The 14,478-nt window shown below is 70.4% G+C and carries 15 protein-coding genes; 9 read left to right on the forward strand and 6 right to left on the reverse strand.

Going from position 1 to position 14,478, the window contains the following annotated elements:
* Positions 1–65: 65 nt before the first annotated feature.
* From ACQP1V_RS24400 to ACQP1V_RS24415, 4 genes are all read right to left on the reverse strand, one after another.
* Positions 66–1,631 (reverse strand): ArnT family glycosyltransferase, encoded by a 1,566-nt coding sequence (locus ACQP1V_RS24400; protein ID WP_433412040.1) that lies wholly within the window; start codon positions 1,629–1,631, stop codon positions 66–68.
* The gene (locus tag ACQP1V_RS24405) at positions 1,628–2,278 is read right to left on the reverse strand and encodes a TIGR04282 family arsenosugar biosynthesis glycosyltransferase (protein WP_433412042.1); all 651 of its coding nucleotides are present in this window, start codon (positions 2,276–2,278) and stop codon (positions 1,628–1,630) included. Before ACQP1V_RS24405 ends, ACQP1V_RS24400 begins: the two co-directional genes overlap by 4 nt.
* Positions 2,275–2,925 (reverse strand): glycosyltransferase family 2 protein, encoded by a 651-nt coding sequence (locus tag ACQP1V_RS24410; RefSeq protein ID WP_433412044.1) that lies wholly within the window; start codon positions 2,923–2,925, stop codon positions 2,275–2,277. Before ACQP1V_RS24410 ends, ACQP1V_RS24405 begins: the two co-directional genes overlap by 4 nt.
* 178 nt (positions 2,926–3,103) lie before the next feature.
* A complete protein-coding gene (locus ACQP1V_RS24415; protein WP_433412046.1) occupies positions 3,104–3,691 on the reverse strand; it encodes a hypothetical protein in 588 nt (195 codons plus the stop codon).
* 538 nt (positions 3,692–4,229) lie between these two features.
* Between ACQP1V_RS24415 and ACQP1V_RS24420 the strand changes: the two genes are divergently transcribed.
* The 9 genes from ACQP1V_RS24420 to ACQP1V_RS24460 all read left to right on the forward strand — a co-directional run bounded on the left by ACQP1V_RS24420 (position 4,230) and on the right by ACQP1V_RS24460 (position 11,586).
* Positions 4,230–5,276: an iron-siderophore ABC transporter substrate-binding protein gene (locus ACQP1V_RS24420; protein WP_433412048.1), complete on the forward strand. Its 1,047-nt coding sequence runs from the start codon at positions 4,230–4,232 to the stop codon at positions 5,274–5,276.
* 22 nt (positions 5,277–5,298) lie between these two features.
* Positions 5,299–6,336 (forward strand): FecCD family ABC transporter permease, encoded by a 1,038-nt coding sequence (locus ACQP1V_RS24425; RefSeq protein WP_433412050.1) that lies wholly within the window; start codon positions 5,299–5,301, stop codon positions 6,334–6,336.
* Positions 6,333–7,385, forward strand: coding sequence for a FecCD family ABC transporter permease (locus ACQP1V_RS24430; protein WP_433412052.1), 1,053 nt, complete (start codon positions 6,333–6,335; stop codon positions 7,383–7,385). The genes ACQP1V_RS24425 and ACQP1V_RS24430 overlap by 4 nt, the downstream gene beginning before the upstream one ends.
* Complete coding sequence (locus tag ACQP1V_RS24435) at positions 7,364–8,212, forward strand: ABC transporter ATP-binding protein (RefSeq protein WP_433412054.1); 849 nt, start codon at positions 7,364–7,366, stop codon at positions 8,210–8,212. Before ACQP1V_RS24430 ends, ACQP1V_RS24435 begins: the two co-directional genes overlap by 22 nt.
* A 151-nt stretch (positions 8,213–8,363) precedes the next feature.
* Positions 8,364–9,260 (forward strand): alpha/beta hydrolase, encoded by an 897-nt coding sequence (locus tag ACQP1V_RS24440; protein WP_433412056.1) that lies wholly within the window; start codon positions 8,364–8,366, stop codon positions 9,258–9,260.
* 175 nt (positions 9,261–9,435) lie between these two features.
* Positions 9,436–10,167, forward strand: a complete 732-nt coding sequence (locus ACQP1V_RS24445; protein ID WP_433412058.1) for a hypothetical protein — start codon at positions 9,436–9,438, stop codon at positions 10,165–10,167.
* Positions 10,168–10,201: 34 nt separating this feature from the next.
* Positions 10,202–10,717, forward strand: a complete 516-nt coding sequence (locus tag ACQP1V_RS24450; protein WP_433412060.1) for a hypothetical protein — start codon at positions 10,202–10,204, stop codon at positions 10,715–10,717.
* Between the two features lie 146 nt (positions 10,718–10,863).
* A complete protein-coding gene (locus tag ACQP1V_RS24455) occupies positions 10,864–10,986 on the forward strand; it encodes a hypothetical protein (RefSeq protein WP_387417005.1) in 123 nt (40 codons plus the stop codon).
* A 264-nt stretch (positions 10,987–11,250) separates the two neighbouring features.
* Positions 11,251–11,586, forward strand: coding sequence for a DUF5713 family protein (locus tag ACQP1V_RS24460; RefSeq protein ID WP_433412062.1), 336 nt, complete (start codon positions 11,251–11,253; stop codon positions 11,584–11,586).
* Positions 11,587–11,625: 39 nt separating this feature from the next.
* On the opposite strand, the gene ACQP1V_RS24465 is transcribed toward ACQP1V_RS24460, so the two are convergent.
* A complete protein-coding gene (locus ACQP1V_RS24465; RefSeq protein WP_433412064.1) occupies positions 11,626–12,180 on the reverse strand; it encodes a hypothetical protein in 555 nt (184 codons plus the stop codon).
* Between the two features lie 326 nt (positions 12,181–12,506).
* On the reverse strand, positions 12,507–14,459 hold the full coding sequence (locus ACQP1V_RS24470) for an ABC transporter ATP-binding protein (RefSeq protein ID WP_433412066.1): 1,953 nt from the start codon (positions 14,457–14,459) through the stop codon (positions 12,507–12,509).
* Between the last annotated feature and the right edge of the window lie 19 nt (positions 14,460–14,478).

The following is a 14,478-nucleotide window of genomic DNA, read 5'->3' on the forward strand; positions in this document are numbered from 1 at the left end:
GCGCACGAACACCGGTCCACTGGAAATGTCCAGACATACCCCCTTCGCATATTGTATCGACGCGATTACGCTCCGGCGTACCGGGTCAGGTCCACCGCGAGCCGGTGGAAGGCCTCCGCGCAGGACGCGCCGCCGACGGGGAGCCACAGCTCGGCCGGCCGTACTCGGGGCACGGTCACCGGACGGAACACCTGTCGCGGAACGCCCGCGAGCAGCGTTCCGGGGCAGCGGCGGTAGGCCCGGGCCAGGCCGACCGGGAAACCTTTGAGGTCCTCAGGCTGCTCGACGACGATCGCCGCGAACCGCCGTTCGTCAATCGCCCGCGCGATGGACCGGCGCAGCGACGCCTTGGCGGCGGCGCTCGTGCCGCGCAGGACGTCGTAGACGGCCCCCCGGTGGGCCACCGGCGGCAGCCCGGCCGCGATGCCGAGACCGGGATCGGAGAAGACCGCCACCCGGCCCCCGAACCCCCGCACCCACGCGACCAGCGCGTCGCCCACGCGCCGGTCCGCGGCGGTGGGGACCATCCGGACCGGGGCGAACGTCGTCGCGGCCAGGAAGACGATCTGCAGCAGGACCAGCGCACCGGCCACGGCGCGGCGCCACCCCGGACGGGGACCGCCCATCGCGACGCCGGCGAGCAGCGCCACCGCCGCGAACGCGGGGAGCATGGTGTTGACCGCACCGCCCGTGTGCAGCAGGCCCGCATAGCCCTCCGCCATCAGGGCGAGGCAGCCCGCGCCGACGACCGGGGTGACCCTCCCCACCGCGAGCAGCGCCGCTCCGAGGGCGACCCCCATGATCGGAAACAGGTACCAGGTCCAGAACCCGGCCCACGCTCCCCGCTCCCAGGGATGCTGACCGAGCAGTTCGAAGACGTAGAACACATACCAGCCCCGGCTTGCCGTACCCCAGATGAGCGTGACCAGCGCGACCGCGCCCGCGAACGTCCCCGACATGATCACCGCCAGGCGGCGGGCGGGGCCACAGAGCAGCACCGCGGTGACCGCCACCACCTCGGCGAGCGCGGTCTGCTTGGTGAGAAACGCCGCGGCGAGCAGCGCCCCCGACACCACCGCGCCGCGCGTCCGGCGCATCCAACGGGCGCCGTACAGCCCCGCCAGACTGAAGGCGAGGAACAGCGAGTCCACCCGGGCGAGATCGAACCACGCGCCGGCCGCGAAGTAGGTCGCGGCGAACAACCCCGCCGCCGCGACTCCGGCGGCGAGATCGCCGGTCTCCCGCTGGACAAGCCGGGCGAGCACCACGAAGCAGGCCACCGACGCGAGCGACGACACCAGCCGGAGCGGCAGGTAGGACACTCCCAGGAGAGCGGCGGGCCCCGCCGAGATGACGAAGTACAGCGGCGGATAACCGTCCGGCACATAGTCGACGGTCGGGGCGGAGTACAGCGGCAGCCCGGCGCGGAGCCGCCACACCTCGACCAGGGAGTTGCCCTCCAGCCACTCGAGCGCGTACGGATAGTCCAGGCGGCGCGCGGCGGTCCACAGGAACACCGCGATCGCCGCGAGCCCCGCCACCGCGGCGAAGCGGCGGGCGACGCGCGCGCCCGTCTCCCAGACGTACGGACCTCGTGCGAGCGGCGATCCCGCCTCCGCTCCGAAGCTCACGGGCGATCGCCCTGCCCTGCGGCGATCCGGGCCAGGCAGGCGGCGAAACGGGTACCCGGCGCGAGGGCGGCCACCGCGGCGGCGTCCTCGGCGGTGTCGACGTCCCGCAGGAGCGGCAGCACGGCCACCCGAAGTCCGGCCGCGCGCAACCTCAGGAGCTGCGCGGCGCCGGTGTCCGGCGTGGAGACGGGAACGCCGCGCACGAGATCCGGATCCGGCACGCGCAGGCCGAGCGCCCAGAACCCGCCGTCCGCGGCGGGCCCGAACCACGCGTCGACGCCGTCCCATTCGACCGCGAGCAGTTCCGGTGCCACCTGCGGGGTATCCATGCCGATCAGCAGCGCCGGCCCCCGAACCGCGGCGAACGCCGAGGCGAGCCGCTCGTCGAGCGTGCCACCACTCTGCGGGATCACGTCGAAGCCGTCCGGCAGCCACGGCCCGGGCCGTCCCTCCAGAATCAGGACACGGCGGCACGCGGGAACCGTGAGCACCACCGCGAGCGTGTCGGACAACGCCGCCTCGGCCAGCTGAGCGGCCTGCTCGAAGGTGTACGGCGGCACCAGCCGGGTCTTGACCCGGCCGGGCAACGGTTCCTTCGCGATGACCAGCAAGGTCATGCGCATGCCGCGCCCGCCCCCTGCCCTCACCGGGCGAGCACCTTACGCATGTCGCGCACGGCCTGCCAGTAACCGCGCGCGGTCCCGGTGACCTTCGAGCGGCCGATGCGCGGACGGTAGTCCACGTCGGTCTCACTCACCCGCCAGCCGGCGTCGGCGGCGCGCACCAGCATCTCCAGCGAGTACCCGGACCGCCGGTCGGCCAGGTTCAGCGCGAGAAGCTCCGCGCGCCGGGCCGCCCGCATCGGCCCGAGATCGTGTACGCGCACGCCGGTGCGGCGCCGTACGAGCCGGGCGAGTTCACGGTTGGCGAGCCGCGCGGGCAGCGGCCACGCGCCCCTGGCGACGGGCCGTCGGCGCCCGAGCACCAGATCCGCGTCTCCCTGGAGGACCGGCCCGGCCACCCGAGGGAGCTGCCGGGGGTCCAGGGTGGCGTCGCAGTCACAGAAGCACACCACGTCCGTGGTGGCCGCGATCAGGCCCCGGCGGCAGGCCGCGCCGAAGCCGCGCCGGGGTTCCGCCACAACGACGGCCCCGAGTGAGCGGGCGATCTCCGCCGACCCGTCGGACGAGCCGTTGTCCACCACGATGGCGCGGAACCCCGGCGGGAGGCGGCCGATCACCCAGGGCAGCGCTCCGGCCTCGTCCAGGCAGGGCAGGACCACATCCACATTCATTGATCCACCTCTCACGCCACGGGTTCGGGCCGCCGTCCGCGAATCCGCTTCGCGTCCGGTGGTTTCAGCGAAGTGGCAGAAGAGCCCCTGGGCATGTCACCCAGGAGCTCTTCTGCTCTCCCGTCTCATCGATCCGGCCATGGTGGCCGGCCGCGAGCGGCCGCGTCCCCTGGGCCGGTCAGGCGGCGCCGGGGATGCTGACGTTCTGCTCCTTGAACGGGTAGCCCGTCTGCCCGGCGTGACCCTGGAGGGCGTCCATGGAGCTCTTGCTGGCGTCGAGGTCCGCCGATGTGGCGGTGCCGCTCTTCAGCTTGTCCGTGAGGTGGGTGAAGTGGCCGGTGACCCCCTCGACGGACTTGCACAGCGTCGGATTGGCCACGGCGAACCCCTTGGCGACCTTCAGCTGATGAAGGGCGAAAGCACCGGCCACCGCCGCCTTGACGAACGTGCGTTTCCGCTTCTCCGCCCCGGTCTGGAAGCCGCCGGCGCGCAGGGGCTTGTAGATGTAGCGATGAAAAGCGCCCAGCGCGAGACCCGCGTGCAGCGCGAAGCGGGTCTTCGCGAACCGCTTGGCGTTGCCTCCCGTCGGACACGCGCCGGCGTACTCGGCATCGGTGCTCGTGGGAGTCGCCGCCGGTTTGGGGGCACCCGCGCCTTCACGCTCCACTGCGGTGGTCGTGTTGCCGCCGCAGCCGGCGAGCAGCGTCACCGACAGCAGAGCCGCCGCCGCGTGCACGCCGGCAGATCGAATACTCCGCGCCGCCACTTCTTCCTCCTATGTATGCCTGTCGATGCCTATGGATGCCTGTGTATCCGGCGGCGTACCGGCCCGCGATCGTTGGGATATCCCGGATGCTGAACCGCCGCAGGTCGATGTGCTCATGGCCCTGTGTCGTCGAGTCGGGACCCGCGGACATCGGCACGACTTTCGTCTGGATGGCGTTCCGGACGCCGTCCTTCGCTCGCGCCCGGCCCGACGAACCCAATCTGGCAGGGCCCGTTCGACGCCTTCGCTTGGCCACAGTCCGTGGCTGGTCATGAAAAACCATGCGTTCGCGTACCTTCCCGGTCTCTGCGCGCGGCGGACCGAAGCCGCACGCGGCGAAACGGGCGCCAGGCAATAGCCCGGTCAGCGATAGGTAGATTGCGATCGCCATATTGGTTAGGTTAGCCTCACCTAAGTGCGCACCTCTGGTGGCGACCTGCACGGTTTCCCGCCTGGGCTCATTCCGGGGGCGCATATCTCCGCCTCCCCCGCGGGGGAAAACACGACCCGCGCAGTTCGCAGAACACAAGGAACTTCGATGCCGTTCTCGTTCACCCGTGTGCGCCGCCACGCGCTCACCGTCTCGACGATCGCCGCCGTGGCCGTCCTCGCCCTCGGCGCCTGCTCGTCGACCGATGAGAAGCCCACCCCCGAACCGGCGAAAGCCGCGGGCGCCGCCTTCCCTGTCACGATCGACAGCGCGCTCGGCCAGGCGACGATCAACCAGAAGCCGGAACGGATCGTCACCCTCGGACAGGGCTCGGCCGAGACCGCGATCGCGCTGGGTCACACACCGGTGGGCATCGAGAGCTACGCGTGGGGCAGCGACAAGACCGGCTACCTGCCGTGGATCCATGAGGCGGTGACCAAGGCCGGCGGCACGCTGCCGAAGCAGTTCGACGGCGGCGAGGACATCGACTTCGACACGATCGTCGAACTCCACCCGGACGTGATCCTGGCCCCCTGGTCCGGCATCACCAAGGAGCAGTACGACATCCTCAAGGACATCGCGCCCACCGTCGCCTACCCGGGCGAGCCGTGGACGACGAAGTGGGACGAGCAGATCCAGACCATCGCCAAGGCGCTGGGCCGGCCCGCCGACGGCGACACGCTGATCGCGCAGATCAATCGGCAGCTCGCCGACGCGGCCGCGTCGCGCCCGCAGTACAAGGACGTGACCTTCTCCTACATCTACACCGCCGGCCCCGGCACGCTCGGCGTGTTCCTGCCGGGGGAACAGCGGGTCGACATGGTCTCGTCACTGGGACTCACGGTCGACCCGGTGGTGAGCTCCTTCGAGGAGACCAAGGGCACCGCCTCCGCCCTGATCGGCCTGGAGAACGCGCCGAAGCTCGCGAACAGCGATCTGATCTTCACCTTCTACACCGACGACAAGACCCGCAAGGAGATCGAGGCGCAGAAGCTGTACGCCGCGATCCCGGCGGTCAAGCGCGGCGGTGTCGTGTCCAGCGACGACAACTCGTTCGTCACCGCGTCGTCGATCATCAACCCGCTCACCGTTCCGTGGGTGATCGATCGGTACCTGCCGATGATCGACAAGGCCGTGGCCACCCTCGGCCGCTGAGCGCGCGGACGGCCCGTCGCCCATGTCCACCGGCTCCCTGTCCCGTCCGCGCGCGACCGACGCGAATCGCGCCGTCCGCGCGCGGCGGTTGTCCTTCCTGTTCCTCGCCCTGGTCGTGCTCGCCCTGGCGACCCTCGCGAGCGTCGCGTTCGGCAGCCACCCGACCTCGTTCTCCCAGGTGTTCGCCGTACTGAACGGCACCGCGGCCCCCGAGATCGCCGTCGTCGTGGAGAGCCGCTATCCGCGTACGGCACTCGGCCTCCTGGCCGGGCTCTGCCTCGCCGTCGCGGGCACGCTCATGCAGGGCGTGACCAGGAACCCGCTCGCCGACCCCGGCCTCCTCGGCATCACGGCCGGCGCGTCCGCCGGGATCGTCACCGCCACGGCCTTCCTGGGCGCGTCCGGCCAGTGGGCCGCCGTCTGGTGGGCGCTGGCCGGGGCGCTCACCGCCGGAGTGCTCGTCCACGTCATCGGAGCGGCAGGATCCGCCGGCGGCCCGGTGCGGCTCGTCCTCGCCGGGGCCGTGGTCTCGGCGGTTCTCGGGGCGTACGTGCAGGCGGTGGCGTTGAGCAAGCCGCAGGTCTTCGACAGCTACCGCTACTGGGTGGTCGGCGCTCTGGGCGGCAGGAACTTCGACGTCTTCGTCTCGGTGCTCCCGCCCGCCGTCGCCGGTCTCGTCGTCGCGGTGCTGCTCGGCTCGGGCCTCAACACGCTCGCGCTCGGCGACGAGTCCGCGTCGGCGCTCGGCGCCAACCCGGCCGTGACGCGTTCGGGGGGACTTCTCGCCGCCGTGCTGCTGAGCACGGCGGCGACCGCGGCGGTCGGCCCCATCGCCTTCGTCGGCCTGGCCGTACCCCACATGGTCAGAGCGCTGGCCGGCCTGGATTTCCGGGTCCAGATCGCGTTCTCCGCCGTCATCGGTCCCGCGCTGTTGCTTCTCGCCGACGTGGTGGGCCGCCTGGTGTTGCGGCCGCAGGAACTGATGGTGGGCGTCGTGACCGCGTTCATCGGAGCCCCGGCGCTGCTTCTCACGGTGCGCAGGATGAGGGGCGCCACATGACCGGAAACCGCACCACGCCCCCGCGCGGCTTCGTCACGATCGGACGCGCCGTGGCCATCCCGGTCGCGCGCGTCTCCGTGGTCGTCGCGATCGGCACGGTCGTCCTCGTCGCCGTGGCCGCCGTCGCCACGCTGTCACTGGGGCGGCTCGGCATCCCGGTCACCGATCTTCCCGGTGCTCTCATCGGAGGCGCGGACGGCACGCAGGCGTTCGTACTGGGACGGCTGCGTGGGCCGCGCCTCGTCGTGGCCGTCGGTACCGGGGCCGCGCTCGGGCTCTCCGGCGCGCTGTTCCAGACCGTCACCCGCAATCCGCTCGGCAGTCCCGACGTGATCGGACTCGCCGCCGGCGCCGGGGCGGGCGCCGCGGTCGTCGCGCTGTACCTGCCCGGCGTGCTGCCGGTGCCCGTCGGCGCCCTGGCCGGCGCCGCGGCCGCGATGGCGCTGGTCTACGTGTCGACCGGGACCGGGTTCCGCAGTCCCGGGCGTCTCATCGTGGCCGGCATCGGCGTCTTCTCGATCGCCACGGCGTTCACGCAGTACGTGGTGTACGCCGTGGAGCGGGACAAGGCCGCCGTGCTCACCGCGTACGTCAACGGCAGCCTGGCGGCCCGGTCCTGGAGTCACGCGGTCACGATCTGGGTGGTGCTCCTTGTCGCGGTGCCGTTGGTCGCGCTCATCGCCGGGCGCCTGGATATCGGCGAGATGGGCGACGAACTCGCCGGGGCGCTCGGGGCCGGACCGAGATCCACCCGGGCCTGGGCCGTCACGCTGTCGATCGTCCTCTCCGCCGGCGCCGTCTCCGTCGCCGGCCCTATCGCATTCATCTCGCTGACCGCCCCGCAGATCGCCAAACGGGTCACCGGCCGGCCGGGCCCCCATCTGACCCTGGCCGCGCTGGTCGGCGCCCTGCTGCTGGTGCTGGCAGATCTCGCCGCGCAGCAGCTGCCCCTCCCGGTGAACCTGCCGGTCGGCATCTACACGCTGGCGATCGGCGGGACCTACCTCGGCTGTCTGCTGGTCCGCGAATGGAGAAAGGGACGCCTGTGAACACCCCAGTCGAACCGGGCGGGAATGGGCTGAGCGTACGGGGAGTGACACTCTCCTACGGCGGTGCCCCGATCGTGCGCGAGGTCAGCCTCGACATCCCGCACGGCGCCTTCACCATGATCATCGGCCCCAATGGGTGTGGCAAGTCAACGCTGATCAAGGCGCTGGCCCGCGGGCTGAAGCCGGCCGGTGGACGCGTACTGCTCCACGGCAAGGACCTCTGGACATACCGGGGGAAGGAGGCCGCCCGCCACATGGCGCTCCTGCCGCAGACCCCGGTCGCGCCCGACGGAATCACCGTGCGAGACCTGGTGCGGCGTGGCCGCTTTCCGCATCACACGCTGCTCCGCCAGTGGTCACCGGACGACGACATGGCGATCGGGTTCGCGCTCGACCGCACCGGCCTGGCCGATCTCGCGGAGGCGCGGGTGAGCGAGCTGTCCGGGGGCCAGCGCCAGCGCGCCTGGATCGCCATGGTCCTGGCACAGCAGACGGACCTGCTGCTCCTCGACGAGCCGACCACCTTTCTCGACATCGCCTACCAGTACGAGTTGCTGGAGCTCTGCCGGGAGCTGCACGACGAGGGCAAGACCATCGTCGCCGTGCTCCACGACCTCAACCAGGCCGCCCGGTTCGCCTCCCATCTGGTCGTGATGCACCGCGGACAGGTGGTCGCCGAAGGTCCACCGGCCGAGGTGCTGACCTCGGGGCTCGTCGCGGACGTCTTCGGACTGGCCTGCGACATCGTGCCCGACCCGCGGACGTTCACCCCGATGGTCGTCCCGCACGCGCGCTTCCCCGCGAGTTCGAGTCCCGGCGCCGCCTGACGGCCTACCGGCGACGGCAGGAGCCCCTACTCGTAGTACTTCAGAGCTACGCGAGAAGTTCGCTCCCTGGCGGGACGCCGGCCAGGAGGGGTGGTCCATAACTTCGGGTCCTGACATACGAGAGAGATCCGCTACGGAAGGACCATCCCCCATGGCGCCCAACTCGCGCGGGAGCCGCCTGCGCCGTGCCCTGCTCGCCGCGCTCGTCGCCGGCTCGGTGGCGGTGCCGATGTCGGGCGCGGCCCGCTCCGCGGCCGTCCCCGCGCCCGTCCCCGCCGTCTCCGCCGCCTGGGCTCCGCCGCGGGCCGTGACTCCCCCGGCTTTGGCCGGGCGGTATGCCACCAGCCGGGCGGCCATCCGGGCGGCCGAGCGGACGGCCGCCGGTCACGGCGACCGGTGGCGGGCCGTGATGCTGGGGGCCCTGGCGGATCCGGCCCGGCAGTTCCTGTTCTTCGACGGCCGCGACGGGGGCCGAACGGCCGAGGTCTACGGCGACCTGTCGACGGCGGAGCGGATCGCCGTGCTGGTTCCCGGCGCCGACACCAACCTCGACAAGTACGGGCGCCTGCACGGTGGCGCGGCGCGACTGGCGCGGGAGCTCGGTGCGCGGTCCGCGGTCATCGCCTGGATGGGCTATCGGACGCCCAGCATGGTGAGCTTGGCGGCGCTGACGCCCGGCCGCGCGGATGAGGCCGCCCCCGGTCTTCGCGCGTTCGTCCGGGGGTTGCGGGTGGCCCGGCCCGGCGCGCGGATCTCGCTGCTGTGCCACTCCTACGGGAGTGTGGTCTGCGCCCGTGCCGCGGCCGGCCTGGACGTCGCGGACATCGTCCTGTTCGGCAGCGCCGGGGTGGCCGCCGCCGACGTCGCCGCGCTGCGGACCCGGGCGACGGTGTGGGCCGGCCGGGGCGGCGGTGACTGGATCGCCGGCGTGCCGCGCGCCAAAACTGAGAACCGCAAGCCCGCCGACCTGCAGTGCGACGCTCAACCCGCCGCCCTCGGCCGGTTGGCCTCCCGCGCATTCCCTCATACCGAAAGGTCGCGTCCATGACTCGAAGACACCCGGACCCTCGGCCGCTGCTGGGCCGATGAAGCCGTCCTCGTGGTGGAAGCGGTGTCTGGCCTTCGGGAGTGTTCTCGCGGCGGTCGCCGCCGGCTCGGGGGCTGCGGTCCCTGCGTCGACCCTCATCAGCCCTCGTGATCTCACCCTGCGAGAAGGGGCCCTGTTGCATGACGCGGAACAGCTCCTCATCAAGCAGTGCATGCAGCAAGGAGGTTTCGCCTATTGGGTCGTCGAAGACGACCGAGCCCCGGACTTTCCCTACGTCCTGGATGACGTGAACGTGGCTCGAGTTCACGGATACGGCACCGCCGTCTCGGGCAAGAGTTCGCCCCATCCCAACCGGGTCCACGGTATGAGCCTTCCGCTGGATCGGCGACAGGCCTGGCTCACCGCCATCCACGGCCGCCTGACCGACGGGCAGTTCGAGGCGACGCTTCCATCGGGCGGCCGCGTACGTCACAGCGCGCGCGGCTGCACGTCGCAAGCGCAGCAGCAGTTGTACGGCGATGCCCGGACGTGGTTCCGCGTCAAGGAGATCAAGGCAAACCTACGGGCGGTCAAGTACGAAGCCGTCAGCGGCGACCCCGCCTTCGCCACGGCCATGGCCGGCTGGGCGGACTGCATGCGAACCCAGGGCCAGGCGTTCGGATCTCCCGGCGAGATACGGGCCGCCCTCGACGAATCCCGCCAGAGCGGGACGGAAGCCCGGTGGCGCCGGATCGCCGTGACCGAAGCCACCTGCGCCCAGCGGACAGGCCTGTCCGCAACGGTGCACAGCCTCGACCGGCACCACGAGCAGCGACTCCAAGCCGAATATCGCGAAGAGCTGGTGACCTGGCATCGTCTGGCGCTCTCCGCCCTTCCGCGAGCACGGACGATCACCGCATCCCCGTGACACCAACAACTGTCAACCCTGAGAAAGGATCATCATGCGTGGTATCAACTCCGTGGCGGTAGGCCTGGCCATCGCCGGCCTGGCCACCGTTCTGACAACTGGCCAAGCCTGGGCCGACGACACCGCCCCCACCTCATCCAGCGTTCCCGCGGACGGCTCGACCGAGAACGCGGTCACTCCGGAGAATCTCACCGCTGCCGACGGATACTTCTACGCTGCCGAGCACCCCTACGGGGTCGGCAAATACTGCAGGTGGGCAGGAAACGACGACGACTGGCGTGACTGCAAAAACGGAGGCGGCGCCTGGGTGAACATGGGGAACCAGGCTTCTCAGATGTTCAACAACGGTTTCCCAGGCGGGGCCGACGACGTCAGAGTCTATTACGGGCTTAATTACACGGGCGCCTGGCGCTGCCTGGCGACCGGCAACCACTGGGACGACCTTCCGCTGGGGCGCGAGACCTTTAACGGAGGTGGTTCCAGTAAGTCTGGTTACGGTCAGTCCCTCAACGACAACGTCATGTCTCACAACTGGGTCACCTCCTGCTAGGTGACCCAGTCGTACGGCGGGCGGCCCGGGCTGCCCGCCGTACAGCGGTAGCGGCTACGCGTTCTTCTTGGATCCCGCACAGGCGCAGGGGAAGACCCTGATGAGGACCGGAAATGGCGGAGGCGCATGGGGCGCGAGCATCAACGGTGAACCCCAGAGCGTTCAGGATCCGGCGGATCGCCTCGAGGGTCAAGCTGGGCCTGCGGGACCGGACCCAGGCCGCGGTCTTCGCGTACGAGACGGGACTGGTGCGCCCGTCCGGCCGGTAGGTTCGCCGGCGTCGATCAATCATCGGGCCATGCGAAGCCGCGTCCCGGTCGAGCCGGGCGCTCCGTACGCCGACCCGGTGGCTTCATGTCCGACGCCGCCGCTTTTCGGCGCGGGTAAGCAGGTTGAGGAGATCGGCACCGCTCTCCATCTGTTGTCCGCGAGGACCGGCAGGAATTGTCGGTGGGCTCGTGCAGTATCGAACCGCCGAACCCCCGAACCGCCGACAGGAACAGGAGATCTCGGTGTCGCTCTCAAACCCCCAGGTGGCCGACTACGCCTTTCTCAGTGGCATGTCCGACGACGACTACTACCCGGATCACCTCGTCGACAAGGGGAAGACGATCCTGCTCAGGCTGTGCGAGCGGATCGAGGCCGAGCGGATCGAGGCCGAGCGGCCGTCGGATCTCACGGCGCTGTACGTGCTCACGGAGTCCGCGACAGAGGAGTTCAACGAACTGGAGGAGGAGTTCGGCGCGGCCGGCAGCGAAATCGAGACCGTCGCCCGAGATGTGATCGCCGTGGACTTCCATTTTGTGGCGTCGGCATACGGCTTCGCGGAGGCGGACATCGAAGAGTTGGTCGCCGCCCGGGAGTGGTGACACTCGCCGGCCGGGTTTCAGCGGCTCTGGGAACGGGGCTCACCGAGACGACGCGGGACGAAGAACGAGCTTGTCGTAATGGTTGGCGAAGAAATGAACGTAGGCGAGCGCTTCCGGGATGGCACCCATGCCGTCACTCTTCGCTGACAGAATCGCGGTTTCGCTCGTGCCACGGACGGCGTACACGGTGAACGGCCGGTGCGGGGGAAGCCCCCGCACGTCGACGACGATCTCATCGAGTCCGGGAACGGACCGGATGTTCGCCGTTCCGGACCCGGGACCTCCTCGCACGTCAATCGGAAGGTTCACGACAGGCATGCCCAGCCCCTGCCGGCTCAGGTTCGCACCGGAACCACGACTCGCGCGGGCCACATAGACCAACGCCATCGGATACTGCCCGATGCGCAGAGTCTTGACCACCGACATCGTCTTGGTGTCGATCACGTCGACCGCGTCGGATTTCTGCAGCACCACGTAGATGCGGGAGTTGTCCGGGCTGGGCCGTCTGGAGAAGACCGACCGTGGCCAGGCTCCGTTGTGCGACGAGGGCACGGCCAGGCCGACCGCGGCGGTCATGGAGGTGACGACGGTCACCCCGCTGAGCGCGAGATGGCGAAGGAGCGGGCGAGAACACATGGCGGCCCCCGGCGAGCTGCATATTATTCACCAGCAGGGCGGCTCGGCCTGCTCAGATCGGGTCTTGTCCCGCAAGGAATCGGTATAGGCCGACCGCTGAGCTTCCGTCACATCCTACGCGGCCACGTTCCGCACCGCCGCTGGTCGGCGCTCCGGTCAGATGCTCCGGACGCCGCGAGCACCCGGTACGCGGTAGGTGGCGCCGAGTGGACGCGCAGCGGGCCCCGCGACCGCACGCCCCGGCCCGGCGAGCAGCTCGCCGGGCCGGGACGGCGGTGCGAGAGCTAATCCACCTCCGCGACGGCCTGGGCGAACTGGGCCGAGTACAGCTGGGCGTAGGCGCCGTCCGCGGCCAGCAGCGACTCGTGCGTGCCCTGCTCGACGATCTGCCCGTTCTCCATGACCAGGATCAGGCTCGCGTCCCGGATCGTGGACAGCCGGTGGGCGATCACAAAGCTGGTGCGCCCCTCGCGGAGCGAGCTCATCGCCCGCTGGATGAGCACCTCGGTCCGGGTGTCGACCGAGCTGGTCGCCTCGTCCAGGATCAGGATCGCCGGCTCGGACAGGAACGCCCGGGCGATCGTGATCAGCTGCTTCTCGCCCGCGCTGACCGACGCGCCCTCCTCGTCGATCACCGTGTCGTAGCCGTCGGGCAGCGTGTGCGCGATGCGGTCCACATGCGCGGCCTCCGCGGCGGCTTCGATCCGTTCGCGCGTGGCGCCTTCCGCCCCGTAGCCGATGTTCTCCGCGATCGTCCCGCCGAACAGCCAGGTGTCCTGCAACACCATGCCCATGTTGGCGCGCAGCTCCTCCCTGGACATCTCGGCGATGTCGACGCCGTCGAGCGTGATGCGGCCGCCGGTCACCTCGTAGAAGCGCATGATGAGGTTGACCAGCGTCGTCTTGCCCGCTCCCGTGGGACCGACGATGGCCACGGTCTGACCGGGCTCCACGGTCAGCGACAGGTTCTCGATCAGCGGCCGGTCCGGCGCGTAGCGGAAGGACACGTTCTCGAACGCCACGCGGCCCCTGACCTGCGCGGGCCGCGCGGGCTCGTCGGACTCCGCGGACTGCTCCGGAGCCTCCAGCAGCTCGAAGACCCGCTCGGCCGACGCGACGCCCGACTGCACCAGGTTCGCCATGCCGGCCACCTGGGTCAGCGGCTGGCTGAACTGCCGCGAGTACTGGATGAAGGCCTGCACGTCGCCCAGCGAGATCGAGCCCGAGGCCACCTTGAACCCGCCCACCACCGCGACCAGCACGTAGTTCAGGTTGCCGATGAACATCATCGCCGGCTGGATGATCCCGGAGATGAACTGGGCCCGGAAGCTGGAGGTGAACAGCGCCTCGTTGTGCTCGGCGAAGGTCTCGGCGGCCTCCTTCTGCCGGCCGAACACCTTGACCAGCGTGTGCCCGCCGTACATCTCCTCGATGTGGCCGTTGAGCTTGCCCGTCGACGACCACTGCTTGATGAACTGCGGCTGCGAACGCTTGCCGATGACCGTGGTGACGTAGACCGACAGCGGCACCGAGACCAACGCGATGAGCGCCAGGACCGGCGAGATCCAGAACATCATCACCAGCACCCCCACGACCGTCAGCAGCGCCGAGATGAGCTGGCTCATCGTCTGCTGCAGCGTCTGGGCGATGTTGTCGGTGTCGTTGGTGGCGCGGCTGAGGATCTCGCCGCGCGGCTGTCCGTCGAAGTAGCTCAGCGGCAGCCGGGCCAGCTTGGCCTCGATCCGCTCGCGCAGCCGGAACGCCGCCCGCTGCACGACCGTCGTGGTCAGCCGGAACTGCACGATGCCGAGCAGCGCCGCCAGTAGATAGATCGCCAGCACCCAGCCCAGCACCTGGGCCAGCGCGGTGAAGTCGATGCCGTGGCCGGGCACCACGCTCATGGACGAGACCATGTCGGCGAACGTGCCCTGGCCCCGCGCGCGCAGCCCCGCCACGGCCTGCTCCTTGGTGATCCCCGCGGGCAGCTGCGCCCCGATGATGCCGGAGAAGATCAGGTCCGTGGCGTGGCCGAGGATCTTGGGACCCGTCACCGTCAGCGCGACGCTGACCGTGCCGAGAGCGAGGACGACGGTCAGGAGCGCCCGCTCGGGGCGCAGCATCCGCAGCAGGCGGCGGAACGTGCCGCCGAAATCGAGTGCCTTCTCGGCCGGCCCGCCCATCATCCTGCCCGGGCCGAAGCCGGGCTGTGGGCGGCGCGCGGGCGCCTGCGTCGTCATGATCTCTCCTTGTCGGCCT

This window comes from Microtetraspora malaysiensis (assembly GCF_050947145.1).
GTDB lineage: Bacteria > Actinomycetota > Actinomycetes > Streptosporangiales > Streptosporangiaceae > Microtetraspora_A > Microtetraspora_A malaysiensis.